The sequence below is a fragment of the Gellertiella hungarica genome (genome assembly GCF_014197145.1).
Lineage (GTDB): Bacteria > Pseudomonadota > Alphaproteobacteria > Rhizobiales > Rhizobiaceae > Gellertiella > Gellertiella hungarica.
On record NZ_JACIEZ010000002.1, the window covers coordinates 417,709 to 442,810 of the forward strand.

Sequence of the window (25,102 nt, forward strand, 5' to 3'; positions counted from 1 at the left end):
GGTTCACATGACCCTCTCGGCCGCGTTCAATACGGTACAGACGATGTTCGGCAATCACGGGACCCAGTCCGACGTGATTACCAAGAACGTTGCCAACCAGCAGAATACTGCCTACGGGCGGCGGACTGCGGTCACCACCAGCACGCTGTACGGAGGGGCATTCGTCACCATCCAGCGGGCGCAGGACTATGCTCTCCTGCGCCAGTCGCTGACCGCCACCAGCCAGGACAGTGCCCAGAAGGCGCTGGCCACGGGGCTCAACCGGCTGAGCTCCATCTTCGGCGGCAACGAACAGCCTTTTGCGCCGAGCACCTACCTGAACAACCTCTACAAGAGCCTGTCGGATTACGCGGCCAAGCCCTCCGATCGCACGCTCGGTGCGGCGGTCGTCAACAATGCCCAGAGCCTTGCCGGGGCGCTCAACGATGCGAGCAGCGCGGTCCAGAAGGTGCGGGCCGATGCCGACCGCGAGATCTCCCTCCAGGTCGACAAGCTCAACGATCTGCTCCGGCAGTTCCACGAGGCCAACGATGCGGTGATGTCGGCAAGTGCGGCCGGCATGGACGCCAATGACGAGATGGACGTCCGCGAAGGCGTTCTGAACAAGATCTCCGAGATCGTCGGCGTCAATGTGCTGCGCCGCGAGCCGAACGACATGGTGCTCTACACCAGCGATGGCACGACCCTGTTCGAATCCTCTCCGCGTGCGGTGACCTTCACGCCCACCATGGCCTATGGGGCGACGGTCGCCGGCAACAGCATCAAGATCGACGGCGTGCCGGTAACCCCCGGCACGGGCGCGAACACGACCGGGCAGGGCACGCTTTCCGCACTCCTGCAGCTGCGCGACGAAGTGGCGCCGGTGCTCCAGAACCAGCTCGACGAAATGGCCCGCGGCCTGGTGACGGCCTTTGCCGAAACCGATGGCGGCGTGCCGCCGACGATCATGGCAGGCCTCTTCACCTACGGCACGGGCGCCGTGCCCGTCGCCGGTACGGTCGTACCCGACCTCGCATCGGTCATCCGCGTCAACCCGGCGGTCGATCCCGCTCTCGGGGGCGATCCCTCGAAGCTGCGTGACGGCTCCATCAACGGTGCTGCGTTCAACCGCAACACGGGCAACAATGCGAGCTTCTCGGCCGTGCTCGTCGGCTATGGTCGCGCCCTCGACACGCCGATGCCGTTCGATCCGGTGGCACAGCTCGACTCGAGCGCCAGCCTGATGACCTACGCCACCAAGCCGATCGGCTGGCTGGAAGACATTCGCCAGAGCGCGACGGATTCCGCCACGAAGAAGAGCGCCCTCAAGGTCCATTCGGCCGAGGCCTATTCCAATGCCACGGGTGTAAGCCTGGACGAGGAAATGTCGCTGATGCTCAACCTTCAGCAGTCCTACAAGGCCACCGCCCAGATCCTCAGTGCAATCGATGAAATGATCAAATCCCTCCTGAACGCTGCAGGCTAAGTCATGACGACGATGAGAGTTTCCACGATGTCCCTTCAGAGCGCTCTGCGCTACACCGTCATGGACGGCCAGGCCGATGTGAACAAGGCCCGGCGGGAAGTGACGACGGGAACCTACGACGATTACGGGGTTTCGCTCGGTGCCCACATGACCCGCACCGTCGATCTCACCAGCGAACTCGACCGTCTGCAGAACCTGAAGGACACGAACTCCATCGTCACACAGCGGCTTGAAGCCTCGCAGGAAGCGCTGAGCCAGATCTCGAAGAACAGCCAGACGATTCTCAATTCGCTGGTTTCGCTTTCCGGCAACATCGACGCGACCAGCATCAAGACCACGACGGACACCATCAAGAGTGCCTTCAACGCCATCACCAGTGCCGCGAACATCTCCCTGAACGGCGAATATCTCTTCTCCGGCATCAATACCGACGTGAAGCCGCTGACCGACTATTCCGACCCGGCATCGCCCGCAAAGGTGGCCTATGACGCGGCGCTCAACGGCTTCCTCGCCGCCCAGGTGCCGCCGCTGGCGACGCCGGAAGCGATGAGCGCGGCGCAGATGGACGACTTCATCACCAACACGCTGACCCCGATGTTTACCGGTGCCAACTGGACAACGGACTGGTCGAGCGCCACGGACCAGAACCAGACCACGCGCATCAACCGCAGCCAGATCATCGAGACCTCGACGAACACGAATTCCGACGGCATGCGCCAGGTAGCGCTTGCCATGGTGATTTCGACCGAGCTTCTCAGCCGGGGCCTCAAGGGCGACGTCCGTCAGATTGCGGCCAAGGCTGCGACCAATGCAATCGGCCTCGGCATCGCCGGAATCGATCTTCAGCGCGGCCAGCTTGGCCTGTCGCAAGCGCGGGTCAAGGAAGCTGATGCATCACTGGATGCACAGCGAACCATCATCGAAACCCATATTTCCGATCTGGTGAGCGTGGACCCGTACGAAGCGTCAACCCGCGTGAAGAATTTGGAGACCATGCTGCAGGCAGCCTACAGCCTGACCAGCAAGCTGCAGAATTTGAGCCTCGTGAACTTCCTCTAATGATTCGAGGATTAACGTGAACATGAAGGATGCATGAATGTATCAGTTTTCATATGCCGAAATCATGGAAGACGGCGTCGCCGATGCCAAGGATCGTGAACGGCAGGTCCTGAGCCGCTCTATCGAAATGCTCGAGGCAGCCCGCGACGTCGGCGGTTATTCGCGAGAGGCAATCGATGCACTCTTCTACACGCGGCGAATCTGGATCCGGTTCATCGAGGATCTGAAACAGCCGGAAAACCAGCTCGATATCGAGCTGCGTGCCAACCTTATCTCAATCGCCATCTGGATCTTGAAGGAATGCGACCGGATCAGACGCCGGGAGTCCGAAAATTTCCAGGGTATCATCGACATAACAACCATCATCAGGGATGGACTTAAATGAAAAGCACTCTGCGCATCTCTCTCAAATCCGGCGAACGCATCTTCATCAACGGTGCCGTGCTTCGCGTCGACCGCAAGGTGGCGCTCGAGTTCCTGAATGACGTGACCTTCCTTCTCGAGAACCACGTCCTTCAGCCGGAAGACGCAAACACGCCGCTGCGCCAGCTGTATTTCATCGCGCAGATGATGCTCATCAATCCGGAAGGCGCCGAACAGTCCATGGCGATGTTCCGCAAGTCGGTCATCATGCTGCTGAACTGCTTCAAGAACGAGGAAGTTCTTGCCGAGCTGAAGCGCATCGACGGTCTCGTGACCTCCGGCCGCGCCTTCGACGCGCTCAAGGCGATCCGCGGTCTCTACCCGATCGAGGACCAGATCCTGAACAGCCAGGAAATGAGCCCGGCGACCATCGAGGAAATCCGCAAGGAGATTGCACCATGGCGGTAAACGTCGTCAGTTCGAGCACGAACACGAATAACACGACGAACTCGCAGGCCGCGGCCGCCAGCAAGACCGCGACGGTAAACTACAATTCCTTCCTGAAGCTCCTGATCGCCCAGATCAAGGCCCAGGATCCGACCGACCCGATGAAGGCATCGGAGCAGATTGCCCAGCTGGCTACCTTCAGCCAGGTGGAGCAGTCCGTGAAGATGAACACCAACCTGGAAAATCTCATCCAGTCTCAGGGGCTTGCCCAGGCGAGCTCCGTCATCGGAAAGACCGTGACGAGTGCCGATGGCAGCGTCAGCGGCGTGGTCAAGGAAGTGCGCATTGCCTCCGACGGGGTGGTCGCGACCACCACGGAAGGCAAGCAGATCATGATCGAATCAGGTATCAAGATCAAAGGCTGAGGCTGGCCTTTGATCTTCCCCTGCGGGGGAGCCACAACCGGAAGGGGCATGACGCCATGAATGAAGCCGATGCACTCGATATCGTCCAGGCTGCGGTCTGGACCGTTCTCGTATCGGCGGGACCTGCCGTTGGCGCTGCCATGGCGGTCGGACTGGTGATCGCCCTCATCCAGGCCCTGACCCAGGTTCAGGAAATCACGCTGACCTTCGTTCCCAAGATCGTCGCCGTCATGATCACTGTCGGCATTTCCGCCCCCTTCGTCGGGGGACAGATCTCGCTTTTCACCAACATGGTCTTTTCCCGCGTCCAGTCCGGCTTCTGACCGCCGCATGGCGCAAGCCCCGTGCCGATCTCAGCCATAGCCACCTTCGCGCAAGCTTCACCCGTTAGGCATGGCCCAAACGGGATGCGTGCGTCCGCTAGGGTCTGCGCATTCCCCTCTCATGAAGAGATGGAAAAGACATGGCGCAGCCTCCTGCATTACCCCTGCTGAAATCCCCCAACAGCCGCGACATCGGCTTTGCACTCGGCATCGTCTGCATCCTGTGCATCCTGTTCCTGCCGATTCCGGCCTTCCTGATCGACCTCGGCCTGGCCTTCTCGATTGCGCTGTCCGTGCTGATCCTGATGGTGTCCCTGTGGATCCAGCGCCCGCTCGATTTCTCGTCCTTTCCGACCATCCTCCTCATCGCGACGATGATCCGCCTGGCGCTCAACATCGCCACCACGCGCGTCATCCTGTCCCATGGCAACGAGGGGCATGGCGCGGCGGGCAAGGTGATCGCGGGCTTCTCCTCGCTCGTGATGTCGGGCGATTTCGTGATCGGTCTCATCGTCTTCATGATCCTGGTCACGGTGAACTTCATCGTCATCACCAAGGGCGCCACCCGTATCGCGGAAGTCGGTGCCCGCTTCACCCTCGATGCCATTCCCGGCAAGCAGATGTCGATCGACGCCGACCTTTCGGCCGGCATCATCGACGAGAAGGAAGCGCAGCGCCGCCGCCGCGAGCTGGAGGAGGAAAGCTCCTTCTTCGGCGCCATGGACGGTGCCTCGAAGTTCGTGCGCGGCGACGCCGTCGCCGGCCTGCTGATCACCGGCATCAACGTCTTCGGCGGCATCATCATCGGCTATTTCCGGCATGGCATGGAAATCGGCGAGGCGGCGGATGTCTTCGTGAAGCTCTCCGTCGGTGACGGTATCGTCTCCCAGGTTCCCGCCCTCATCGTTTCGCTCGCCGCGGGCCTTCTGGTCTCGCGCACCGGCACGCCGGGGTCCACCGACCAAGCCGTCGTCAGCCAGCTGTCCGGCTATCCCCGTGCACTGTCGGTCTCGGCGGGCCTCATGGTGCTGCTGTCCGTGGTGCCCGGCCTGCCGATGCTGCCCTTCCTCGTGCTCGGCCTGCTGCTGGCCTTTGCCAGCTGGTACATTCCGAAGCAGATCGAGGCCGACAACAAGCTGCGCCGCGAGCAGGAGGAAAAGAAGGTCATCCAGACCAAGGAGCAGGAGAAGGATTCCGTCAAGTCCGTGCTCAAGACCGCGGAAATCGAGCTGGCGCTCGGCAAACAGGTCTCGACCCGCCTTCTCGGAGCCCATCAGGAACTGGCCTTCCGCGTCGGCAAGATGCGCAAGAAATTCGCCAGCCAGTACGGTTTCGTGGTGCCGGAAATCAAGGTCACGGACGACATCGCCATTCCCGAGAAGTCCTACCAGATCCGCATCCATGGCACGACGATCGCATCCAACATCCTGCGCGTGGGCGAAGTTCTCGTGGTGACGGGCTCCGGCCGCCGGCCGACGGTTCCGGGAGACGAAATCCGCGAACCCGCCTTCGGCATGCCGGCGGTCTCCATTCTCGAGGCCTTTACGGAGGATCTGAAGCGCGAAGGCTTCCATCCGATCGACAACGTGTCGGTGGTGCTGACCCATGTCTCGGAAGTCATCCGCAACAACCTGCCGCAGCTTCTCTCCTACAAGGACGTGAAGATCCTGATCGATCGCCTCGACCCCGAGTACAAGAAGCTGGCGGACGAAATCTGCTCGTCGCACATGTCCTATTCGGGCCTGCAGGCGGTGCTGAAGCTTCTGCTGGCGGAGCGGGTATCGATCCGCAACCTTCATCTCATCCTGGAAGCGGTGGCCGAGCTTGCGCCGCATGTGCGCAAGACCGAGCAGATCGTCGAGCACGTGCGCGTGCGCATGGCCCAGCAGCTCTGCGGCGACCTCGCCGACAATGGGGTGTTGCGGGTGCTGCGCCTCGGCTCCAAGTGGGATCTCGTCTTCCACCAGGCCCTGAAGCGCGATGCCAAGGGCGAAGTGGTGGAGTTCGACATCGATCCGCGCAGCCTCGAGGAGTTTTCCGAACAGGCAACCAAGGTTATCCGTGAATTCATGGACCGCGGCCTGCCATTCGTGCTTGTCACCTCGCCGGAAACGCGCTCCTATGTGCGCATGATCATCGAACGTCTGTTCGCGACCCTTCCGGTGCTGTCCCATGTGGAGCTCGCAAAGGGGATCGAAATCAAGATTCTGGGTTCCATTTCATGATTACCGACCCCCAGGGGACCATCCTCGCGCTCTTCCTGACCTTTTGCAGGATCGGCGGATGCGTGATGGTCCTTCCGGGGTTTTCCTCGGCGCGCGTTCCGCCCCAGGTCCGTCTCTTCGCGGCTCTGGGGCTTTCCATGGCGGTGCTGCCCATGGTGTGGGACATCGTCTATCCGAAGGTAGGCGGCGGAAACCAGCTTGCCTACATCACCCTCATCCTGTCGGAAAGCGCCGTCGGCGTGATGTATGGCATGATCGCCCGCTTCTTCACGCTCGGCCTGCAGTTTACCGGGTCGGTGCTCACCCAGATGATCGGCTTCAACGCGCCGCCGGCGCCCGACGTCCTGGAAGACAATGCGGAAAACCAGCTGACCAATCTCATCAGCTTCGGCGGTCTCATGGTTCTCTTTGCCATGGATTTCCACCACATGGTTTTCCGCGCGCTGCTCGATTCCTACATGCAGATGCCGGTGGGCGGGGACATGCATGTCCAGAAGCTTCTGATTTCGCTGACCGACACCGTGCAGGCCACCACGCTGATCATGCTTCGGCTTTCGAGCCCGTTCATCATCTACGGGCTGATGTTCAACGTCTCGATCGGCATGATCAACAAGCTGGCCCAGCAGATTCCGATCTTCTTCATCTCGACACCCTATCTGATCGCGGGCGGCCTGTTCATGCTCTATCTGTCGATAGCGGCCATGCTGAAGCAGTTCGCCGATGCCTTTCCCACCATTTTCCTCGGAATGTAGAAAGGACTGGATGCCATGCCCCCGGTCAACCGCTCCGACAAGCTGAAGCGCCTCGTCGCCGTTCAGCGCCACCTGGAAAAGATTGCCGAAAGCGATCTGGCCGCCACCACGCGCCAGCGGGAGGAGGTCAACCAGACCATGGACGTCGTCCTCGACGCCATCGGCTCCCTCGACAGCCTGCATCGCATGTTTGCCCAGCATTACGCAGAGCGGTTCAGCCGCCTCACCATCCAGGACGCGCAGCTTGCCGGCATGCAGAACCTGCACGAGCGGCGCGTGCTGAAGGAGCGCACCAAGGCCGAGCGCCTCGAGGAGCACATGGTGGAAGCGCGCAGCGATGAAGACCGCGAGGCCGACGACAACGCCATCTACGATCTCATCGACCTGCAGGTCGCCTCCACGCCAGCCTCCAGCAAGGTTCAAAAGTCATAGTTCCCTCCATCAAGTGATTGAGAGGAACACGCATTGGCTATCTCGCCTCCAAGTGATTTGGTGCTTGACGTCGTTCGTGCTGCGGATCCGCAGCAGGTGCAGGAAGCGCAGGCCAGGCTGAAGGCCAACCGCGCCGCCTTCCGGGCCACGAGTCTGGCAGATGCGGGCGCCGGTTTCAGCGCCTCGCTCGACCAGGTCCGCAACCCTTCGTTCGATGCAGGCCTTGGCAATGTCAGCCGCACGCGCATCAACCCCGCCGACGTGCCGAAACCCTACCGGGAATACGAGGCGGTCTTCCTGCAGAATTTCGTGAAGTCGATGTTGCCGGACAGCGAGGATGTCTACGGCAAGGGCGTCGCCGGCGACATGTGGAAGAGCATGGCCGGCGAGCAGATCGGCGAGGTGCTTGCGCAAGGCCGCGGCGTCGGCATTGCCGAGCAGATGTTCGCGCAGTCTATCGCGCGCCAGCAGGCCCATGGCGGCCTGCAAGCCACCACCGACGAGAATGACCGTCAGGCCGCCCTCAGCGCCGTCAGGGATCTGGAACGCCGCACCTTCGGCGTGTCCCATGACGATAGCGACAAATCCAGCAGAGCATGATTGGAACACAGACCATGGAAGTTCTCTCCAACGATTACCGGATCAAGTCCGTGCTGGGACGCCTCGAGCTCATCATCGACAACGAGAATGAGCGCATCGGCACGGATCCCCAGTTCGATCTGAAGGTATCCAATGCCCACAAGAGCCGCTGCCTCTATGAGCTGACCATGCTGTTCCGCGACACGGACCAGCACGAGATCGCCAAGGGCTATGTCGACCAGATGCATGCCCTGCGGCAGAAGCTTGCCACCAATGCCACCCGTGTGCAGGCGCATCTGGAAGCCGTGCGCGCCGTCGCCGACATCCTGAAGGCCGCCATGCAGGACGAGGATGCCGACGGCACCTATTCCCAGGAACAGTTCCGCTACGGTGAAGTTTGATGATCAAGGTTGTTGCGGCTGGCATCTGGGTCTGCATCATCACCCTCGGGGCGGTCTATTTTTCCGTCCAGATGGCGACGAAGCCGCCCGTGGATGAGGCCGCGGCCAAGCAGGCGTCCCTCGAGGTGGTGAAGGGCGAGTCGATCACCGTTCCGCTCCTCAAGGACGGCCAGGTGAGCGGTTATTTCATCAGCCGCATCTCCTTCATGATGGACAAGGAAAAGCTCAAGGGCGGCGAGTTGCCGCTCACGGAGTACATGACCGACGAGCTCTTTTCGCTGCTCGTCGGCAACGCGATGATCGACATCACGGACCCGAAGGCCTTCAAGCTCGACGAATTCAAGAAGATGGTCAAGGAAGACCTGAACAAGCGTCTGGGCGAGGAATACATAGCCGATGTGCTGGTCGAGCAGCTCGACTATCTGTCCAAGGACGACATCCGCATCGGCCAGTCCGGCGGCAAGGCCGAGCCGCCGACGAAGATCGTGGCTCCGGAAGCGATCCCCAGTGCCGAAGCGGCACCCAAGACGGAATGAGGCGGGTTGGTCCCGACATCACGCAAAGGCCGGCCTTCAAGCCGGCCTTTCTGCATTAATGATCCGTTGATCCTGTCGCTAAATTTGCATCCACCGCGCTAGGCCGGATTTCATAAACCCCTGCTATAAACATCACCGGTTGAGTAGAGCGTCCTGCCGGCGGAAGCCTGCCCGGGAAGAGGATTGCTCCCGAACGAGGTGAGCTGCGATGAAGCCGGTCGTGCAATTCGTACCGCAGGTGCTTGACGCGAAGGTTGAGGCCGAAGCCTTGCCGAAGCCTGGGAGGCTTTGCCTGTTCGGGCTGCCGCTGAGCGTGGGCGACTGGGATTGCCTGCTGGCCCATGTGCGCGGCCTCGTCGGCCACGGCACCGGGCTTACGGTCATGTCCTTCCTCGATGCCGCCACCGTCAGCGCGATGCGCCATCGGTCCCCCTATCGCGACGCCCTTGCCAGCCGTCTTCTTCTTGCCAGCGGCGAGGGCATGAAGGTCGCTTCCCGTCTGCTGAGCGGCACCGCGCTGCCGGCCACCTTCGACGCGGCTACCTTCGTCCCGGCTTTCCTGACCTATGTGACAGAGCCGCTGCGGATCGGTGTCGTCGGCGGCAGCGCCGCCGAACTGGTCGCGGCGGTGGATGCGCTGCGCAGGCATGCGCCCTGGCACACCGTCGTGCCGGTGGCGGAGGGCGGGTTTGACGAAGCCGAGGCCGAAATCGTGCTCGGCCGCATTCCAGAAGAAGGTCTCGACGTGATGCTGGTTTCCCTCGATGCCCCCGCCAGCGACGGCTGGATCGAACGCCTCGTGCGGCACTCCCACGCTTCGCTCGTCATTTCTGCGGTGGGTCTCATCGATACCGCGCTTGCCGGATCGCCGCTCCAGCGCCTGCGTTCCCTGGAGGGACGGGGAACACGGCGGACAACGCTGATCCGGCCGGCAGGAAGAACGTTGCGCCTCATCCGCTACGGAGGCGCTCTTGCTGCCGAATGGGTGCGGCAGAAGCGGGCGTGACTGCCCGCAGACCCCGATGCGAGCCAGCCCTCGAGGTCGGCGTTAAGTCTCGGTTAACCCTCCCTGTTTAACCTGTCTTAACGAAGATCGGACCAGGCCCAGCAACCCTGGTGCAGGGATGTGGGCAGCCATGACTGCAAGCAAACGAACGCCAGAAACGGAGCTGCTCCGGTCGGGCCCGCAAGGCGGGCCATCGCCGAGGCAGCGCTATGCCGTTCTGTTCATCGGCTTGCTGGCCGCCTCCGGCGCGGCGGTTCCCGCACTCAATGCCGGACTTTCTCCCCAGGCCTGGCTGGCAAGCGTCGATCTCACGCTGCGCGACGCGAACGGCAAGCCGCTGCCCGACGCACTGGGAGGCTCGGCGCGGGCGCTTTCCGGCGAGCGGGCGCTTGGCCGCGCCGTCGATCTCGTCCAGCTTGACCGTGATCCCGAATTCAACGGAGGCGAAACCACCCCGCTGTCGGTTGCCATGGAGCTTCTGTCCGGGGAGGGCGGCGAAGGTATCGATGCGCGCCACCGGGCGATACGAACGCTCGGCCGGCAGATCGCGGTGGAGTGGAAGCCCGGCTCGCCCGAGGCGCGGCTCCTCGTGCGCGCCTCTTCCCGCGAGAAGGCCATGAAGATCGCGGAGGCCATGGCCATGGTCTATATCGCGGCCACGGAAACCACCGGCTCGGTCCCTGACGATTCCGCGCTGAAGGCGCTGGAGCAGGCCGAGGCAGCCCTTGCGGAGTTTCGCAGCGCATCGGGTCCCGAGAAGCTGTCGCAGGCGCTCGTTCTGCGCAGCCGCATCAAGGGCCTTGACAATCACCGGGCCGAAGTCGCCGCCGAACCCGACCCCGCCGAGGCCTTGAAAAACGCCACACTGAAGGACGTTCTGGATGGCCGGGCTGGCACGGAAGGGGCGGACGGTCCGCTGTCCAGCCTTCGCAGGGCCTATGCGGAGGCCGAGATGCAAGTGGCAAAGCTCTCCGTCTCGCTCGGTCCGAAACATCCGACGCTGCTGGCAGCGCGCGCAGACCTCGCCAAGGCGCGCGCCGCGGTGGAAGCGCGGCTCCTGACGGTGAAGAAAAGCGGCGGCGACGAAGCCCAGCGTCGCACGAAGCTTCTGGATGCCCTCGACGGCCAGCAGGCGGACCTCCGGGCAAAACTCACCGCAACCGGAATAGATCTGGCACGATACGACACGCTCGTCATGGCCCTCGATTCGGCGAGAACGCGGCTGCGGGACCCGGGTGTCCCGGCCGATGCGACGTCCCATCCCATTCACGAGGCCTCCGTTCCGAAAGAGGTTGCGGCACCCCAGGCAGGTGGCCTCTGGTTCAGGATGCTGCTTGGCGGACTTGCCGGGCTCGGGGCGGCACTTGCCTTCGTGCTCGCCCGGCGTCCAGGCTCCGGACCTGCGCAGAACCTGCCCACGGTTGCCGAACCGGGAGCGGGCAAGCGCGAGCCGGCACTCGAGGCCCTGCCGAAAGAACAGATGGCTGCCGTATCTGCGGCCGCTCCCATGCGCGCGAAGCCCGAGCAATTGACGCCCGCAGGGGTGCAGCGCGCCCTCGCGCGGCAACACTGGCCGGCCAACGGCAAGACGGCACCGCGGGACGAGAGCCGGCGTATCGTGCTCACGCCACCGCCTCCGGAACAGCCGCTGCCGACCATCGAAAAGCTGCGCCGCGTCGCCCCGCATCTCTTCGAGGAGGCGGACGCTGCCGGCCCGGATGTCGAGCGGATCCGGCAGGAACTCGCCGATCTCCGGCATCGCGTGCTGGCAAAGGCGGGCCGCCGCATTTGACATTCTCCTCCAACATGTGAATGACCAAGGCGGAGCCTTGGGGAAAGCCGGTCGCTTTGCCGCAAACGGACAGCTTTGGGCGCTGTCAGGCTATTACCTGCTTGCCCCAGCGCCTAGAGTGAAGCGGATCGCGCGGGAGCCTCCTCAGCCGCCTGGGCAAGGCCGCGGGGAAGAGGTTCCGTGCCCGTTCTGCGCGTCCCGTTGGCGTGGCCGGGCAATGACGCAAAAGGTTTGAGAGAAGGCAGGGAGATTCGCGTGACGACAGTTATTGATGGCAAGCAGGTAGCCGCTTCCGTGATCGACGCCGTGAAGGCGGCCAGTGCGAAGCTGGAGAAGGACACCGGGGTCAAGACCGGCCTTGCGGTGATCATCGTGGGCAACGATCCCGCCAGCCATGCCTATGTGAATTCCAAGAGCAAGATGGCCAAGGAGTGCGGCTTCAAGTCGGTCCAGCACACGCTGCCGGAGGAGACCACGCAGGAAGAACTGGCGGCCCTGGTCGCGACCCTGAACAAGGATCCGTCCATTCACGGTATCCTGGTGCAGCTTCCGCTGCCGAAGCATCTCAACTCGGATCCCATCATCCAGTCCATTCTTCCGGAAAAGGACGTCGATGGCCTGCATGTGGTGAATGCCGGGAAGCTGGCCACCGGCGATGCGGACACGGGTCTCGTCTCCTGCACGCCTGCCGGCGCGATGGTTTTCGTCCGCCGCACCCATGGCGAGGACCTTTCCGGCCTCAACGCCGTGGTAATCGGGCGCTCCAACCTGTTCGGCAAGCCGATGGGTCAGCTCTTCCTGGCAGCAAACGCCACGGTGACCATCGCGCATTCACGCACGAAGGACCTGCCGGCCGTCTGCCGCAACGCCGACATCCTGGTGGCCGCCGTGGGGCGTGCCGAAATGGTGAAGGCAGATTGGGTAAAGCCGGGCGCAACCGTGATCGATGTCGGCATCAACCGGGTTGCAGCGCCGGAAAAGGGCGAGGGCAAGAGCAAGCTGGTGGGCGACGTTGCCTTCGATGAATGCGCCAAGGTCGCGAGCGTCATCACCCCGGTTCCCGGTGGCGTGGGCCCGATGACCATCGCCATGCTGATGGCGAACACGGTGATTGCCGCCTGCCGTTCGGCAGGGCAGCCCGCGCCGAAGTTCTGATATCGGCTCATGGAACAGGGCGGTTCAGCGACCGCCCTGTCGTAGATTTGATCAGTTTTTAAGTAAATAATACAGTTATTAGTTGTTAACTTTATCTATTACTAGCAATTTGCGGACGAATTCCACACGCTCTGTTAAAGGTCGGCTGCTAGTGTTCTTGGCATAAGAAGAACAGGAGCATGGCCGTGGGGATGATGTCTCAATCAAGAGAGCATTTCCTGAACAAGGAAGAGTCCTTCATGTATGACCGCGAGGCGCGGTACCGGATGGAGGAGACGCTCAATGCGGCCCGTATCGAGTATCAGGAGCGGGTGGTAACCCATCTTGCTTCGAGGCGGTGCGATCTCATTCGCATTTCGCCGTCAGGTGCGGTTCTCTCCCTGCTGACCCAGTTCTACGTGCCGCAGCAGTTCTATCTCGACATTCCCGACGCCCGCATTGCGAAGATCGGCTGCGTGTTGATGAAGACCTTCCCTAACAACACCATCGAGGCCCGCTTCCTCAAGCTTCTGACAAAGAAGGAAATGGACCGCATCTTCGTGTTCAGCACCCATCCGGCCCACCGCGATCGCGTGCTTGACGTGCGCAACTGGTAGCCGCGCGCCTGTGGGCCGGCTGCGGCACGCCGCCGTCGCTGACGGAACATGGCGACATGCCTTTGCCGTCTAGGATCGGGCTTCATCCGGTCGCATTCAGGAAGGCTGCATCGTCGTGATCATTCGGCCACGCCCCAATCTGTTGCAGTTGTTCTATATCATGCGCGGGTCCGTGGTGCCGCGCATCCTGCCCCAGATTGCCGGCGTTGCCGTGTTCGCGGCCTTTCTCGTGACCCTCCACAAGGCCTTCCCGGCGGAGGTGCCCGTCTATGCCGGAGCGCCTTTCGCACTGGTCGGCATCGCCCTTTCCATCTTTCTCTCGTTTCGCAATTCCGCCTGCTACGACCGCTGGTGGGAGGCTCGCAAGGTGTGGGGCGAGATGGTCTACACCGCGCGGCAGCTGGCACGGCAGACGCAGGTCCTGGACCATGCCGGGGGAGCAGATGCCGAAAGCCGGCGCCGGTTGCTGTCGCTCACCATTGCCTTCGCGCAGGCCATGGTCATCCACCTGCGCAGCGGGGGCGACGGAGAACGGGTGCTGAAGCATCTGCCCGAAGACGTGGTCCCGTCCTATCTCGCCAGCCGCAATCCGCCCGATGCCCTGTTGCGAGCCATTTCCGCCGAGCTCGCGCTACTTCTCCGCCGGGGCAGCATCAGCGACATCCTCTACCAGACGCTGGATCGCAGCGTTGCGGGCCTCGGCGGGGTGCAGGCGGCCTGCGAGCGCATCCGCAATACGCCGGTGCCATTCGCCTATACGCTCCTGCTCCACCGGACCGCCTATCTCTTCTGCTTCACCATGCCTCTCGGCTTCATCGATGCGCTCGGCTGGGCTACGCCCTTTGCCTCCGCCATGGTGGCCTATGCCTTCTTCGGCCTCGATGCCTTGGGGGACGAGCTGGAGGAGCCCTTCGGTCTCCTGCCGAACGATCTGCCTATCGGCGCCCTTGCCGACGTGATCGAGATCAATCTGCGCGAAGCCATGGGCGAAACGGACCTGCCGCCCTTGCCCGTACCTGTCGGATACGTCCTGATGTAAGCCCGGTCAGTGCGGGGGCGGGAAGCCGAACAGCGGATGCTTGAGCAGGCCGAGCGTCTGGTTCGGATTGCTGACGCGGGCCAGGAAATCCACGAGCTTGGTTTGCTCCTCCTTGATAAACTCGCAGCGCAGGATGTCCTTCTCGCGACCGACGACGATGCAGCCGATGCCGTGCTGGTACTTGCCGACGAACAGGTAGAAGTGCTTCGGGATGTCTTTCACGAATTCCGTATGGAGACGGACGCCCACCTCGGAAATGTCCTGGGTCAGCACGATATACTGGGTGATTTCCCGTGTGCCCTTTGCGGTGAACAGCACGCGGGCCATGAAGTTGCACTTCCTGCGTTCGAACCGCCGCCGCTCGTATTGCGGCCTGATCCGGGAAAGATAGTTGCCGACCTGGCTTGTATTGCTGCCTTCTTCCTTCATCTTCTTCCGTCCTTTCTAGGTGGAAAAGATATTCAGGGTGGAGCTCCAATGGTCATTTACTACCATAGTTATTTGAGAAATACAAGATCATTCGGATAAGTGAATATTTATAGTATTCGGGTTAACGCAATTCCACGCGTTTTAACTGTCGCGTCAATTGAATGGCAGCATTCTCCCGGCTCTTCGGAAACATGGGATGATAGAGCGTGCGCAGCGTCACGGCGGGGTCGCTGAGGCTGGAGAGGAAGGCCACGAGATCGGTGCTTTCGGGCCGAATGAGGGCACAGCGCAGCCTGTCGCGGCGCCGCAGGGTAACGGCGCAGCCAAGGCCGTATTGCCGGCTTCCGAGGATCAGCGTGAAGGCATCGGGGAGGAAGGATGTGAGCGGGCTTGTGACGACCAGATCGCGCCGGGAGATCTCCCGGACATCCACGGTGAACTCCTGGATGTTTCTGCAGCCTTTCGACGTGTAAAGGGCGCGAGCCTGGAAGTGGCAGGAAAATCGCTCGAAGGATTGCTCCTCCGCAGCCCTCAGGATCGCCCGGCGGCGGGAAAGAGTTTCAGAAACGAAATCCAATTCCTTACCTCATAAATTAAGAAATAAGGAAAATATCATATTAAGAGGTTAATTGTTTGTAAAGATCAAGGGCCGGAGCAATCCGGCCCTTTGTCGGCAATCCGCATCAAGGTCGTCGGCGTTCAGGCAAACACCCCCGCCCCTTCATCTGCCGGACGAGCCAGCAGACGGAACGAGGCAAACAATTCGCGGCCCATGCCGAATTCGTTCGCGGCAAGGTCGGCCTTTGCGGGTGCGCGTGCCGCCAGCTCTTCCGCGCCAACCAGAAGCTCCAGCGTTCCGGAAACCGCATCGAGCCTCAGCATGTCGCCGTCCCGGATCAGTGCGATCGGGCCGCCGTCCTTGGCCTCGGGGGTCACGTGGATTGCAGCCGGAACCTTGCCTGAAGCGCCGGACATGCGCCCATCCGTGACGAGAGCCACCCGGTGGCCGCGGTCCTGCAGCACGCCGAGGGGAGGGGTCAGGCGGTGCAGTTCCGGCATGCCGTTGGCCTTCGGTCCCTGGAAGCGGACGACGGCGATGAAGTCGCGGTCGAGCTTGCCGGCCTTGAAGGCATCCTGCAGTTCCTGCTGGTCGTGGAAGACGATGGCCGGTGCCTCGATGATGTGGCGGTCGGGCTTCACCGCGGAAATCTTGATGACGGCACGGCCGAGATTGCCGGTCAGCATCTTCAGACCGCCATTCGGCTGGAATGGCTGGGTGATCGGCGCAAGCACCTTGGGATCGGCGCTTGCGGCCGGTGCCGGCTCGCGCAGAACGCGGTTGTTGTCCCCGAGCTTGACGTCGATGGCATAGGACTGAAGGCCTTCGCCGGCCACGGTCCTGACATCCTCATGGAGCAGGCCGCCCTTCAGCAGCTCGGAAATGAGGAAGCCCATGCCGCCTGCCGCATGGAAGTGGTTCACGTCGGCAAGCCCGTTCGGATAGACGCGGGCAAGGAGCGGGACCACATCCGAGAGATCGGAAATATCCTGCCAGGTGAGCTTTATGCCCGCTGCCGCCGCCATGGCGACGAGATGCAGGGTGTGGTTGGTGGAGCCGCCCGTGGCATGGAGGCCAACCACGCCGTTCACCACCGAGCGCTCGTCGATCATCTCGCCGGCCGGCGTGAACTCGTTGCCGCTGGCGGTAATGGCAAGCGCCCGTTTCGTCGCCTCCCGCGTCAGCGCCTCGCGCAGCGGCGTGCCGGGATTGATGAAGGATGCGCCCGGAAGATGGAAACCCATGATCTCCATCAGCATCTGGTTGGAATTGGCGGTGCCGTAGAAGGTGCAGGTGCCGGGGCCGTGATAGGATTTGGATTCCGCCTCCAGAAGCTCCGCGCGTCCTACCTTGCCCTCTGCATAGAGCTGGCGGATGCGCGACTTCTCGTCGTTCGGAAGGCCCGAAGTCATCGGCCCTGCGGGCACGAAGACGGCGGGCAGATGGCCGAAGGTGAGCGCGGCGATCACCAGTCCCGGCACGATCTTGTCGCAGACGCCGAGATAGACCGCGGCATCGAACATGTTGTGCGACAGCCCGATGCCCGCCGCCATGGCGATGACGTCGCGGGAGAAGAGGGAGAGTTCCATGCCCGGCTGGCCCTGGGTCACCCCGTCGCACATGGCCGGCACGCCGCCCGCCACCTGCGCCACGCCGCCCGCCTCGCGAGCCGCCTCGCGAATGATCGCCGGATAGGTCTCGAAGGGCTGGTGGGCCGAGAGCATGTCGTTATAGGCGGTGATGATGCCGAGGTTCAGCACCTGGTCGCCGGCGAGTGCCTGCTTTTCGGCGGGCGCGCAGACGGCAAAGCCGTGGGCGAGGTTGCCGCAGGAGAGCACCGAACGGTGCGGCTTCTTCGAAACGGCAGATCTTACCCGCTCGAGATAGGCCTCGCGCGTGGGTCTGGAACGCTCGACGATGCGGCGGGTGATGGCAGCGATGGTGACATGCGGTGTCTGGGAGGACATGGCTTTCCTTCCGTTCAATGGCCGTTCAGGGTCAGCCGCCTTGGGCGGCGCTTGCATGGGACCGGCCTGGTGCCGGTCGGCGGTCCCGGCCTGGCCGGGGCGGGCACGTCAGGGTGCCCAGTAGATATCGACTTCGGTTGCCGCGCGCCGCAGGACGGCACGCACCGGCATCTCCGTCTCCTCGTGCCCGGCCTGTGCCTTTTCCAGCACGGAACGCTTGGCCTCGCCTTCGATATGCAGGATCAGCAGGCGCGCATCCTGCAGTCGCCGGAAGGAGAAAGTGAGGCGCGGCTCGCCGGCGCCGTCCGCCTCCATGCTGAGGATGGGGGCGTCGGTGCCCATGTCGAGGGCCTGCGAAAGATGGCTGCCGCCCGGGAAGAAGGAGGCCGTGTGACCGTCTCCGCCCATGCCCAGCACAACCACGTCAAAGGGCGCGGCAAGGGCGCCCGCCGTCCTGGATGCGGTGGCGGCAGCCGCTTCCGCGGTCGGCTCCGGCTGGTAGAGAGGCAGGAAATGCGCCGCGGACGCCGCATTCTTCAAGAGCCGCCCGGCGACGAGCGCGTGGTTCGACCGCGGATTGTCGAACGGAACGAAGCGCTCGTCGACAAGAGTCACATCCACCTTGTCCCAGTCGAGCGGACGGGTGGAGAGTGCGTCGAAGAAACGCCCGGGCGTGGTGCCGCCGGAAACCGCGATCGACGCGCGGCCCCGTGCGCCGATTGCTTCCGACAGCGTGGCCGCCACTCGGTCTGCCATGGCCTCGGCGAGGGCTTCCGCACCCGCGAATTCGTGGAAACGGCTCATGGTCTCAACCCACTTCGTGCCAGGTGCGGCCATCGCGTTCGATGAGCGCGATCGCATGGCTCGGGCCCCAGGTGCCGGCGGTGTAGCCCTGCACGGCCTGGCCGGTCGCTTCCCAGCCCTTGAGGATCGGATCCACCCACTTCCATGCCGCCTCCACCTCGTCGCGGCGCATGAACAGCGTCTGGTTGGAGCGGATGACATCGGTGAGAAGACGCTCGTAGGCATCGGGATTGCGGACGCTGAAGGCCTCGGCAAAGGTCATGTCGAGCGAGACGTGACGCAGGCGCATGCCGCCGGGACCCGGATCCTTGATCATCAGCCACTGCTTCACGCCCTCGTCGGGCTGAAGCCGGATGACGAGCTGGTTGGCGGTGATGCGGCCTGCGGCGTCGTCGAAGATGGAGTGAGGGATCGGCTTGAAGCTGATGACGATTTCCGACATGCGCGCGGCAAGCCGCTTGCCGGTGCGCAGGTAGAAGGGCACGCCCGCCCAGCGCCAGTTGCCGATTTCGGCCTTGATCGCCACGAAGGTTTCCGTGTTGGAAACCCCGCCTTCGAGTTCCTCGAGATAGCCCTTGACGGGCCCGCCCGCGGAAGCGCCTGCGCGATACTGGCCGCGCACCGTCAGTTTCTCGACATTGGAGCTGTTGATCGGCTTCAGGGCGCGCAGAACCTTCAGCTTCTCGTCGCGCACGGCTTCCGCCTCGAGCGAGGAGGGGGCTTCCATCGCCACGAGGCAGAGGAGCTGCAGCATGTGGTTCTGCACCATGTCGCGCAGCGCGCCTGCCTTGTCGTAGTAGCCGGCGCGGCCTTCAAGCCCGACCGATTCCGCGACGGTGATCTGCACATGGTCGATATGGGCGGAGTTCCACAGGGGCTCGTAAAGCGCGTTGGCAAAGCGCAGCGCCATCAGGTTCTGCACGGTTTCCTTGCCGAGATAATGGTCGATGCGGAAGATCTGTTCCTCGCGGAAGACCTTCCCGATCGTGTTGTTCAGCTCCAGCGCGGAGGCGAGGTCGCGGCCGATGGGCTTCTCCACGACGATGCGGGACTGGCGGGTGATCATCTTGTGGTCGCGCAGCTGCTCGGCGATCGGGCCGAACAGGGAAGGCGCGACCGCCAGATAGAAGGCGCGGATGCGCTCCTTGCCCTCTTCCAGAAGATCCCGAAGCTTGTCCCACCCCTGTTCCGACTTGGCATCGACGGAAACGTAGAAGAGGCGCGCGCAGAAGCGCTCGACCTGATCCTCGCGATAATCGTCTCCCTTGAGATGCTCCTTGAGGGCCGTTCGGGCATAGGCGCGATACTCCTCGTCGGTCATCGGCGCGCGGGATGCGCCGATGATGCGGGTGGGTTCGCTCAGCTGCTCGTCCATCTGCCGGTGATAGAGGGCAGGAAGCAGCTTGCGCTCCGCAAGATCGCCTGTGCCGCCGAAGACGACACAATCAAAGGGCTCGACGGGGATGAATTGGCTGGTCATGCTCATGTCTCTCGAATACGGGATGGGGACTACATAATCTAATCGATTTAAAAAAGCCAGTCCGTGCGAATGCGAATCCTCGAAAACCGTGTCCGGTTGCCGAGGATTCCATTTCTGCCTGTCGGGGCGGCGCGTGGCCGCCGGTCAGATCCGGTCGAGCAGCGCGTACCAGGAGAGCGCCAGGAAAAGCAGCGGTGCCCGCAGGGAAGCGCCTCCCGGGAAGGGCGGAACCTTCAGGTTGCGGAACAGTTCGAGATCGGTTTCGTTCCCCGTCACGTGATCCGCATAGAGCTTTCCGCAATAGTTGGACAGCATCACGCCATGGCCGGAATATCCGCCGATGGAGGTCACGCCGGGCATCACCTCCCGCACGAAGGGCTTGCGCGGCATGGTGATCCCCACCGAACCGCCCCAGGAATGGGTGATTTCGACATCCCTCAGCTCCGGATAGATTTCCGCAATCTGGCGCCGGATGTGAATGGAGATGTCGGCGGGATTTGCGGCCGTATAGGCCTCGCGCCCGCCGAAGATCAGCCGCCCGTCGCGGGACTTGCGGAAGTAGCGCACCATGAACCGGCTGTCGGCGATCGCCTCGCTGCCCGGCAGCACCCGCGGGAATCGATCCAGCGGAACGGTGGCGCCGATGAAGGAGCGGATCGGCATGACATGGGCAGCCGTCACCGGCTCCAGGTTGCCGATATAGGCGTTGGTGGCGATGAGTACCCGATCCGCCGTGATCGTGCCGCGGGCGGTCTCGATCTGGGTCTTGCCCCCCGACTGGCGGATGGCGGTTGCCGGGGTCATTTCGTGGAGAGCAGCGCCAGCCCCGGCTGCGACCCGTGCCAGCCCGATGATCAGCTTCAGCGGATGGATGTGGCCGGTGCCGCCGTCATAGACGCCGCAGGAGAAGCGCCTGGAACCGACCCGCTCCTCCGTTTCCGCCCGGTCCATGAAGCGGATGTGGCGGTAGCCATAGCGGCCGGACATGATCTCGGCGGTCCGCCGATACTCGTCATCCTTGCCCGCCTTGTGCGAGACGCTCATGTAGCCCGGCATGTATTCCATGTCGATCGCATGGGTTTCCGCAAAGGAGAGCAGATGCTTCTTGGCGCGCTCCGCCATGTCGAAGAGCGCCCTGGTGCGCTCGAAGCCGAATTCGGGTTCCATCTCGTCCGGCCATGCGCGCTGGCCGGTGCCGATCTGGCCGCCATTGCGGCCCGAAGCACCGTCACCGAAGCGGGCAGCCTCGATCAGCGTTACGGAAACGCCGGCTTTTGCAAGGTTGTAGGCTGCCTGAAGACCCGTATAGCCGCCGCCGATGATGGCGACGTCCGTGCTCAGAGAGCCGTCGAGGGCCGGATATTCCGGCCGCTCTCCAGCGCTCGCCTGATACCAGGAAATTCCTGGGGCGATGGGGCTTTGCCACATGATGGACCGGCCCTTCAGACGTTGAGAAGCAGGAATTCCCGCTCCCAGGGGCTGATCACCTGCATGAAGGTTTCGAATTCCCCCCGCTTCAGCCCGGCATACATGCCGACGAATTCCGCGCTGAGGCAGCCCGCAAGGCTCGGTTCCGCCTCGAGCAGCGCCACCGCCTCGAGAAGGCCGCGGGGCAGATCGATGCGCCCGTCATTGACCGTTCCGTCCGCCGGTGGCGTCGGCTCGATCTCGTTGACCATGCCGAGATAGCCGCAGGCCAGCGAGGCCGCGAGCGCCAGGTAAGGATTGGCATCGGAGCCGGGCAGCCGGTTTTCCACACGCCGCGCCGCCGGGCCGGAAACCGGGATGCGGAAGGCCGTGGTGCGGTTGTCATAACCCCATGCGGTGTTGACCGGGCTCGACATGCCGGGCGTCAGGCGACGATAGGAGTTCACGTAGGGCGCCATCATCGCGAGCGCATTCGGCACGTATCGCTGCATGCCGCCGATGAAGTGGCGGAAGAGATCGGATTCCTGGCCATCGGGCTCGGAAAAGATGTTCTTGCCGGTCTTCAGGTCCACCACGGACTGGTGGATGTGCATGGCGGAACCCGCCTGGCCCTGCAGCGGCTTGGCCATGAAGGTGGCGTAGATGCCGTGCTTCAGGGCCGCCTCGCGGATCGTGCGCTTGAACATGAAGACCTGGTCTGCCAGCTCCAGCGGATCGCCGTGGCTGAGGTTGATCTCCAGCTGCGCCGGTCCCTCCTCGTGGATAAGGGTGTCGATCTCGAGCCCCTGCTTTTCGGAGAAGGCATAGATGTCGTCGATCAGTTCGTCGAACTCGTTGACGCCCGCAATCGAATACCCCTGGCCGCCGAGGATGGTGCGTCCCGATCGTCCCTTCGGAGGCTGGAGCGGGTAATCCGGATCCTCGTTCATGGCGACGAGATAGAATTCGATTTCGGGCGCCACCACGGGCTTCCAGCCCTTCGACGCATAGAGCCCGACCACCCTGCGCAGAACGTTGCGCGGCGTGTAGGTCGTCTGCTCGCCGTCGATGTCGACCACGTCGCAGATCACCTGCGCGGTCGGATCTTCTTCCCAGGGAACGATGGCGAGCGTGGAAAGGTCCGGCAGAAGCTTCAGGTCGCTGTCGCGTGCGTCATAGCGGAAACCGCCGGATTCATCGGGATATTCTCCCGATATCGTGTGCCGGAAGACGGCATTGGGAAGCGCAAGCGATGTGGATTCGTTGAATTTCGAGGTCAGCATCATCTTGCCGCGCGCAACACCCGCAAGGTCGGGCGTGATGCATTCGATATCCTCGATACCCCGGGCGCGGAGCCATTCTCCCGCTTCTTTCCAGTTCTTCACTCCCCGGAGCGACTGGGCGGCAGCGGTATCCGCGTTTTTCGATTTGGATGATTTGTCTGCTTTGCTTTTTTTCAGAGGCATGTCCCACCAGTTGGACGTTGATAATGAAAGACATCATATCCACTCGCGACAAATAAGCGAGGGGGGCAGTATATTGACTTTGCCGCTTTTCCGGGGGAACAGGGTGCTTTCTGGACGGAAAAGGGGCCGAAGTGGCGGCAAGAGTGGATGTTCTGGTGCTGGGCGCAGGCGCTGCCGGGCTGATGGCGGCAATTCGCGCCGGCCAGCGCGGACGCCGCGTGCTGGTGGTCGATCATGCCTCGAAGCCCGCCGAGAAAATCCGCATTTCCGGCGGCGGACGCTGCAACTTCACCAATATTCATGCCGGCCCGAAAGCCTATCTCTCGCAGAACCCGCATTTCGCGAAATCTGCGCTCGCCCGCTATACGCCGCAGCATTTCATCGACCTTGTGGATCGCCACCGGATCGCCTGGCACGAGAAGACGCTGGGCCAGCTCTTTTGCGACAATAGCGCCACGGACATCATCCGCATGCTGCTCGACGAACTGAAGGCTGCCGGCGGCGAGCTGAGGCTCGGCACGGAGATCGGCGAGATCGCCCTGACGGAAAGCGGCTTTCGCGTCGGGCTCGGCAGCGAAGGAGAGGTGCAGGCGCAAAGCCTGATCGTTGCGACCGGCGGCAAATCCATTCCGAAAATGGGCGCCACCGGGTTCGCCTATCAGATCGCCGCGCAATTCGGCCTGCCGATGGTGGAGACCCGCCCGGGTCTGGTGCCGCTGACGCTGGAGCCGATGCTGCTGGAACGGCTCTCCCCTCTTTCGGGCGTGTCGGTCTCCGCATCGGTTTCCCATGGGAAAACCGCATTTCGCGAGGCGGTGCTCTTCACCCATCGCGGGCTTTCAGGCCCCGCGATCCTGCAGATCTCGTCCTACTGGAGGGAGGGCGACCGGATCACCCTGTCGCTCGAGCCGGATCTCGATCTTTTCGCGGCGCTCAAGGCTGCCAAGGCCACTCGCGGCAAGCAGGCGCTGCAGACGGTGCTTGCCGATCACTATCCGAAGCGGCTTGCCCAGCATGTTTCGGACGTGCTGGGGGTCGATCGTCCGCTGGCGGACCTCTCGGACAAGGCCCTCCAGAAGGCGGCGCTCGCCCTTCAGTCCTGGGAGATCGTTCCCGGCGGCTCGGAGGGCTACCGTACGGCGGAGGTCACGGTGGGAGGGATCGACACGCGGGCCCTCGATTCCCGAACCATGCAGGCGCGGGACGTGCCCGGCCTCTATTTCGTCGGCGAATGCGTGGACGTCACGGGCTGGCTCGGCGGCTATAACTTCCAGTGGGCCTGGGCCTCCGGCCATGCGGCGGGCGAAGCGGCCTGAGGCCGCCAGCAACATTCTGCCGCAGGCCGCCTCTCCGTATCATTCCTGACTTGCAGCGGCGCGGAAGCGGGTCCATACTCCCCTCATGACAAAAGCATGAACTGCTGCAATTCGGCCATGCTTTAATGCTTGTTAATGAACGGATGGCATCCTGACCCATAAGCCAGCGGGGCGTCGCCCTGAACATGAGGTTGGCGCTGGTGGCCAGTTGTTGAAGCAGGTTCGTTCGGGCGATCGGATGATGTGCCCCTTCGATAACCGCTTTTCGGGCCGGGATGTTCACGTTCAGGAAGGGTAGGCCAGACATGAAAGAGAACCGTCGTCGCGCTCGCGCCATTGCCATCGCCGCCACTGAAAAGCACAGCCGTGATGCATGGCTCCGACTGGGCTATATGACCGGTTTCGTCATTCTCTCCATCGGCCTGGGTTTCGCACTCGTCGGCTGATGATTTCGGGCAGCGTCGCTGCCAGGGGAGTTCCTGCCTCCGCTGAGGGAGGCAGCTTCCATTCGTATACGAGACAGACATCCGCTTCGGGTAATCGGCCGGATGCAATCCGTGCCGTTCACGCCAGCATTCCGGTCTCTCTCGATCCGGTTCCACCAGAAACGAAATCCGCGCAGGTCTCCGGCACAGCCTCCCGTGGCCTGTGATCCGAAAACCTGCGCGGCAATAACCCGGCAGCAGGGTAGCCGGGCTATGGAAAAGGTCCCGCTTCGGGCGGGACCTCGGGTTGTCAGGCCGTCGGGCCCTGGGTCAGGATGACGGGGATCAGGAGATCCCCCCAGTTGCCGCCGCCGCCATGGTGACGGGCGGAGCGGACGAGCTCCACGGATACACCGGCATCCACCGCCTTCATCACGGACTGGTTCAGGCGATGCAGGTCGTTGGCCACCATGCGGATCATGGCCTGCTGGTCTGCGCTCATGGCCGATGCCTGTTCCTCGGCCCGTTCTTTAACGCGTGTCTGCGGTGCCATCGGGATACTCCTTGTTGCTTGGCGTTGCAGGATGCCATCGCCCTCGGGCGGTGGCGGAAGCGGCGGGCTGGGCTCTTGATAGAAGGCCCGCCACCCCGGTC

General features: G+C 62.9%; 27 protein-coding genes. 19 read left to right on the plus strand and 8 right to left on the minus strand.

Translation table 11 applies throughout. The annotated features are described in order from the left end of the window. Positions 1–7: 7 nt before the first annotated feature. From flgK to GGR23_RS06695, 17 genes are all read left to right on the plus strand, one after another. Positions 8–1,465, plus strand: a complete 1,458-nt coding sequence (gene flgK / locus GGR23_RS06615; RefSeq protein WP_183365377.1) for a flagellar hook-associated protein FlgK — start codon at positions 8–10, stop codon at positions 1,463–1,465. A gap of 12 nt (positions 1,466–1,477) precedes the next feature. Continuing rightward, a complete protein-coding gene (locus GGR23_RS06620; RefSeq protein WP_281375684.1) occupies positions 1,478–2,524 on the plus strand; it encodes a flagellar hook-associated family protein in 1,047 nt (348 codons plus the stop codon). A gap of 37 nt (positions 2,525–2,561) precedes the next feature. Continuing rightward, complete coding sequence (gene flaF, locus GGR23_RS06625; RefSeq protein ID WP_183365379.1) at positions 2,562–2,909, plus strand: flagellar biosynthesis regulator FlaF; 348 nt, start codon at positions 2,562–2,564, stop codon at positions 2,907–2,909. Next, on the plus strand, positions 2,906–3,355 hold the full coding sequence (gene flbT, locus GGR23_RS06630) for a flagellar biosynthesis repressor FlbT (RefSeq protein WP_183365380.1): 450 nt from the start codon (positions 2,906–2,908) through the stop codon (positions 3,353–3,355). Before flaF ends, flbT begins: the two co-directional genes overlap by 4 nt. Continuing rightward, positions 3,346–3,759, plus strand: coding sequence for a flagellar hook assembly protein FlgD (gene flgD / locus GGR23_RS06635; protein WP_183365381.1), 414 nt, complete (start codon positions 3,346–3,348; stop codon positions 3,757–3,759). The genes flbT and flgD overlap by 10 nt, the downstream gene beginning before the upstream one ends. A gap of 56 nt (positions 3,760–3,815) precedes the next feature. Then, positions 3,816–4,082 (plus strand): flagellar biosynthesis protein FliQ, encoded by a 267-nt coding sequence (fliQ, locus tag GGR23_RS06640; protein WP_183365382.1) that lies wholly within the window; start codon positions 3,816–3,818, stop codon positions 4,080–4,082. 140 nt (positions 4,083–4,222) lie between these two features. After that, complete coding sequence (gene flhA / locus GGR23_RS06645; RefSeq protein ID WP_183365383.1) at positions 4,223–6,307, plus strand: flagellar biosynthesis protein FlhA; 2,085 nt, start codon at positions 4,223–4,225, stop codon at positions 6,305–6,307. Continuing rightward, entirely contained in the window at positions 6,304–7,059 is a 756-nt protein-coding gene (locus GGR23_RS06650; RefSeq protein ID WP_183365384.1) for a flagellar biosynthetic protein FliR, read from the plus strand. Before flhA ends, GGR23_RS06650 begins: the two co-directional genes overlap by 4 nt. A gap of 15 nt (positions 7,060–7,074) precedes the next feature. Next, the gene (locus GGR23_RS06655) at positions 7,075–7,491 is read left to right on the plus strand and encodes a hypothetical protein (protein ID WP_183365385.1); all 417 of its coding nucleotides are present in this window, start codon (positions 7,075–7,077) and stop codon (positions 7,489–7,491) included. A gap of 33 nt (positions 7,492–7,524) precedes the next feature. Continuing rightward, positions 7,525–8,091, plus strand: coding sequence for a rod-binding protein (locus GGR23_RS06660; protein ID WP_183365386.1), 567 nt, complete (start codon positions 7,525–7,527; stop codon positions 8,089–8,091). A 14-nt stretch (positions 8,092–8,105) separates the two neighbouring features. Then, positions 8,106–8,471, plus strand: a complete 366-nt coding sequence (locus GGR23_RS06665) for a hypothetical protein (RefSeq protein WP_183365387.1) — start codon at positions 8,106–8,108, stop codon at positions 8,469–8,471. Then, positions 8,471–9,007 carry a hypothetical protein gene (locus tag GGR23_RS06670; protein WP_183365388.1) on the plus strand — a complete coding sequence of 179 codons (537 nt, stop codon included), beginning with the start codon at positions 8,471–8,473 and terminating at the stop codon, positions 9,005–9,007. Before GGR23_RS06665 ends, GGR23_RS06670 begins: the two co-directional genes overlap by 1 nt. A 208-nt stretch (positions 9,008–9,215) precedes the next feature. Continuing rightward, positions 9,216–10,013 carry a WecB/TagA/CpsF family glycosyltransferase gene (locus GGR23_RS06675; protein ID WP_183365389.1) on the plus strand — a complete coding sequence of 266 codons (798 nt, stop codon included), beginning with the start codon at positions 9,216–9,218 and terminating at the stop codon, positions 10,011–10,013. Positions 10,014–10,143: 130 nt separating this feature from the next. Beyond that, a complete protein-coding gene (locus GGR23_RS06680) occupies positions 10,144–11,805 on the plus strand; it encodes a GumC domain-containing protein (RefSeq protein WP_183365390.1) in 1,662 nt (553 codons plus the stop codon). Between the two features lie 255 nt (positions 11,806–12,060). Further along, positions 12,061–12,960: a bifunctional methylenetetrahydrofolate dehydrogenase/methenyltetrahydrofolate cyclohydrolase FolD gene (gene folD / locus GGR23_RS06685; RefSeq protein ID WP_183365391.1), complete on the plus strand. Its 900-nt coding sequence runs from the start codon at positions 12,061–12,063 to the stop codon at positions 12,958–12,960. A gap of 179 nt (positions 12,961–13,139) precedes the next feature. Beyond that, positions 13,140–13,556, plus strand: coding sequence for a hypothetical protein (locus GGR23_RS06690; protein ID WP_382342190.1), 417 nt, complete (start codon positions 13,140–13,142; stop codon positions 13,554–13,556). 115 nt (positions 13,557–13,671) lie between these two features. Continuing rightward, on the plus strand, positions 13,672–14,595 hold the full coding sequence (locus tag GGR23_RS06695; RefSeq protein WP_183365392.1) for a bestrophin family protein: 924 nt from the start codon (positions 13,672–13,674) through the stop codon (positions 14,593–14,595). 6 nt (positions 14,596–14,601) lie between these two features. On the opposite strand, the gene GGR23_RS06700 is transcribed toward GGR23_RS06695, so the two are convergent. The 7 genes from GGR23_RS06700 to GGR23_RS06730 all read right to left on the minus strand — a co-directional run bounded on the left by GGR23_RS06700 (position 14,602) and on the right by GGR23_RS06730 (position 22,707). After that, complete coding sequence (locus GGR23_RS06700) at positions 14,602–15,024, minus strand: PilZ domain-containing protein (RefSeq protein ID WP_183365393.1); 423 nt, start codon at positions 15,022–15,024, stop codon at positions 14,602–14,604. Positions 15,025–15,145: 121 nt separating this feature from the next. Continuing rightward, positions 15,146–15,601 (minus strand): hypothetical protein, encoded by a 456-nt coding sequence (locus tag GGR23_RS06705; protein ID WP_183365394.1) that lies wholly within the window; start codon positions 15,599–15,601, stop codon positions 15,146–15,148. Positions 15,602–15,723: 122 nt separating this feature from the next. Next, positions 15,724–17,550, minus strand: coding sequence for a phosphogluconate dehydratase (gene edd, locus GGR23_RS06710; RefSeq protein ID WP_183365395.1), 1,827 nt, complete (start codon positions 17,548–17,550; stop codon positions 15,724–15,726). Between the two features lie 108 nt (positions 17,551–17,658). Beyond that, positions 17,659–18,354, minus strand: coding sequence for a 6-phosphogluconolactonase (pgl, locus tag GGR23_RS06715; protein ID WP_183365396.1), 696 nt, complete (start codon positions 18,352–18,354; stop codon positions 17,659–17,661). A gap of 4 nt (positions 18,355–18,358) precedes the next feature. Further along, positions 18,359–19,834, minus strand: coding sequence for a glucose-6-phosphate dehydrogenase (gene zwf / locus GGR23_RS06720; protein WP_183365397.1), 1,476 nt, complete (start codon positions 19,832–19,834; stop codon positions 18,359–18,361). 144 nt (positions 19,835–19,978) lie between these two features. After that, entirely contained in the window at positions 19,979–21,262 is a 1,284-nt protein-coding gene (locus tag GGR23_RS06725) for an NAD(P)/FAD-dependent oxidoreductase (protein WP_183365398.1), read from the minus strand. A 14-nt stretch (positions 21,263–21,276) separates the two neighbouring features. After that, complete coding sequence (locus tag GGR23_RS06730; RefSeq protein ID WP_183365399.1) at positions 21,277–22,707, minus strand: glutamine synthetase family protein; 1,431 nt, start codon at positions 22,705–22,707, stop codon at positions 21,277–21,279. Between the two features lie 131 nt (positions 22,708–22,838). Here GGR23_RS06730 and GGR23_RS06735 point away from each other — a divergent pair, with 131 nt between their 5' ends. Further along, positions 22,839–24,023 (plus strand): aminoacetone oxidase family FAD-binding enzyme, encoded by a 1,185-nt coding sequence (locus GGR23_RS06735; RefSeq protein WP_183365400.1) that lies wholly within the window; start codon positions 22,839–22,841, stop codon positions 24,021–24,023. Positions 24,024–24,328: 305 nt separating this feature from the next. Beyond that, positions 24,329–24,469 carry a hypothetical protein gene (locus tag GGR23_RS06740; protein WP_183365401.1) on the plus strand — a complete coding sequence of 47 codons (141 nt, stop codon included), beginning with the start codon at positions 24,329–24,331 and terminating at the stop codon, positions 24,467–24,469. Positions 24,470–24,758: 289 nt separating this feature from the next. On the opposite strand, the gene GGR23_RS06745 is transcribed toward GGR23_RS06740, so the two are convergent. Continuing rightward, positions 24,759–25,001 carry an SMc00767 family acetate metabolism repressor gene (locus GGR23_RS06745; protein WP_183365402.1) on the minus strand — a complete coding sequence of 81 codons (243 nt, stop codon included), beginning with the start codon at positions 24,999–25,001 and terminating at the stop codon, positions 24,759–24,761. Between the last annotated feature and the right edge of the window lie 101 nt (positions 25,002–25,102).

What these genes read in the sequence shown, in the direction of transcription:
- flgK (WP_183365377.1), top strand. Translation starts at nt 8, where the DNA reads ATGACCCTCTCGGCCGCGTTCAATACGGTACAGACGATGTTCGGCAAT.
- GGR23_RS06620 (WP_281375684.1), top strand. Translation starts at nt 1,478, where the DNA reads ATGAGAGTTTCCACGATGTCCCTTCAGAGCGCTCTGCGCTACACCGTC.
- flaF (WP_183365379.1), top strand. Translation starts at nt 2,562, where the DNA reads ATGTATCAGTTTTCATATGCCGAAATCATGGAAGACGGCGTCGCCGAT.
- flbT (WP_183365380.1), top strand. Translation starts at nt 2,906, where the DNA reads ATGAAAAGCACTCTGCGCATCTCTCTCAAATCCGGCGAACGCATCTTC.
- flgD (WP_183365381.1), top strand. Translation starts at nt 3,346, where the DNA reads ATGGCGGTAAACGTCGTCAGTTCGAGCACGAACACGAATAACACGACG.
- fliQ (WP_183365382.1), top strand. Translation starts at nt 3,816, where the DNA reads ATGAATGAAGCCGATGCACTCGATATCGTCCAGGCTGCGGTCTGGACC.
- flhA (WP_183365383.1), top strand. Translation starts at nt 4,223, where the DNA reads ATGGCGCAGCCTCCTGCATTACCCCTGCTGAAATCCCCCAACAGCCGC.
- GGR23_RS06650 (WP_183365384.1), top strand. Translation starts at nt 6,304, where the DNA reads ATGATTACCGACCCCCAGGGGACCATCCTCGCGCTCTTCCTGACCTTT.
- GGR23_RS06655 (WP_183365385.1), top strand. Translation starts at nt 7,075, where the DNA reads ATGCCCCCGGTCAACCGCTCCGACAAGCTGAAGCGCCTCGTCGCCGTT.
- GGR23_RS06665 (WP_183365387.1), top strand. Translation starts at nt 8,106, where the DNA reads ATGGAAGTTCTCTCCAACGATTACCGGATCAAGTCCGTGCTGGGACGC.
- GGR23_RS06670 (WP_183365388.1), top strand. Translation starts at nt 8,471, where the DNA reads ATGATCAAGGTTGTTGCGGCTGGCATCTGGGTCTGCATCATCACCCTC.
- GGR23_RS06675 (WP_183365389.1), top strand. Translation starts at nt 9,216, where the DNA reads ATGAAGCCGGTCGTGCAATTCGTACCGCAGGTGCTTGACGCGAAGGTT.
- GGR23_RS06680 (WP_183365390.1), top strand. Translation starts at nt 10,144, where the DNA reads ATGACTGCAAGCAAACGAACGCCAGAAACGGAGCTGCTCCGGTCGGGC.
- GGR23_RS06690 (WP_382342190.1), top strand. Translation starts at nt 13,140, where the DNA reads ATGGCCGTGGGGATGATGTCTCAATCAAGAGAGCATTTCCTGAACAAG.
- GGR23_RS06700 (WP_183365393.1), bottom strand. Translation starts at nt 15,024, where the DNA reads ATGAAGGAAGAAGGCAGCAATACAAGCCAGGTCGGCAACTATCTTTCC.
- edd (WP_183365395.1), bottom strand. Translation starts at nt 17,550, where the DNA reads ATGTCCTCCCAGACACCGCATGTCACCATCGCTGCCATCACCCGCCGC.
- pgl (WP_183365396.1), bottom strand. Translation starts at nt 18,354, where the DNA reads ATGAGCCGTTTCCACGAATTCGCGGGTGCGGAAGCCCTCGCCGAGGCC.
- zwf (WP_183365397.1), bottom strand. Translation starts at nt 19,834, where the DNA reads ATGACCAGCCAATTCATCCCCGTCGAGCCCTTTGATTGTGTCGTCTTC.
- GGR23_RS06725 (WP_183365398.1), bottom strand. Translation starts at nt 21,262, where the DNA reads ATGTGGCAAAGCCCCATCGCCCCAGGAATTTCCTGGTATCAGGCGAGC.
- GGR23_RS06730 (WP_183365399.1), bottom strand. Translation starts at nt 22,707, where the DNA reads ATGCCTCTGAAAAAAAGCAAAGCAGACAAATCATCCAAATCGAAAAAC.
- GGR23_RS06740 (WP_183365401.1), top strand. Translation starts at nt 24,329, where the DNA reads ATGAAAGAGAACCGTCGTCGCGCTCGCGCCATTGCCATCGCCGCCACT.
- GGR23_RS06745 (WP_183365402.1), bottom strand. Translation starts at nt 25,001, where the DNA reads ATGGCACCGCAGACACGCGTTAAAGAACGGGCCGAGGAACAGGCATCG.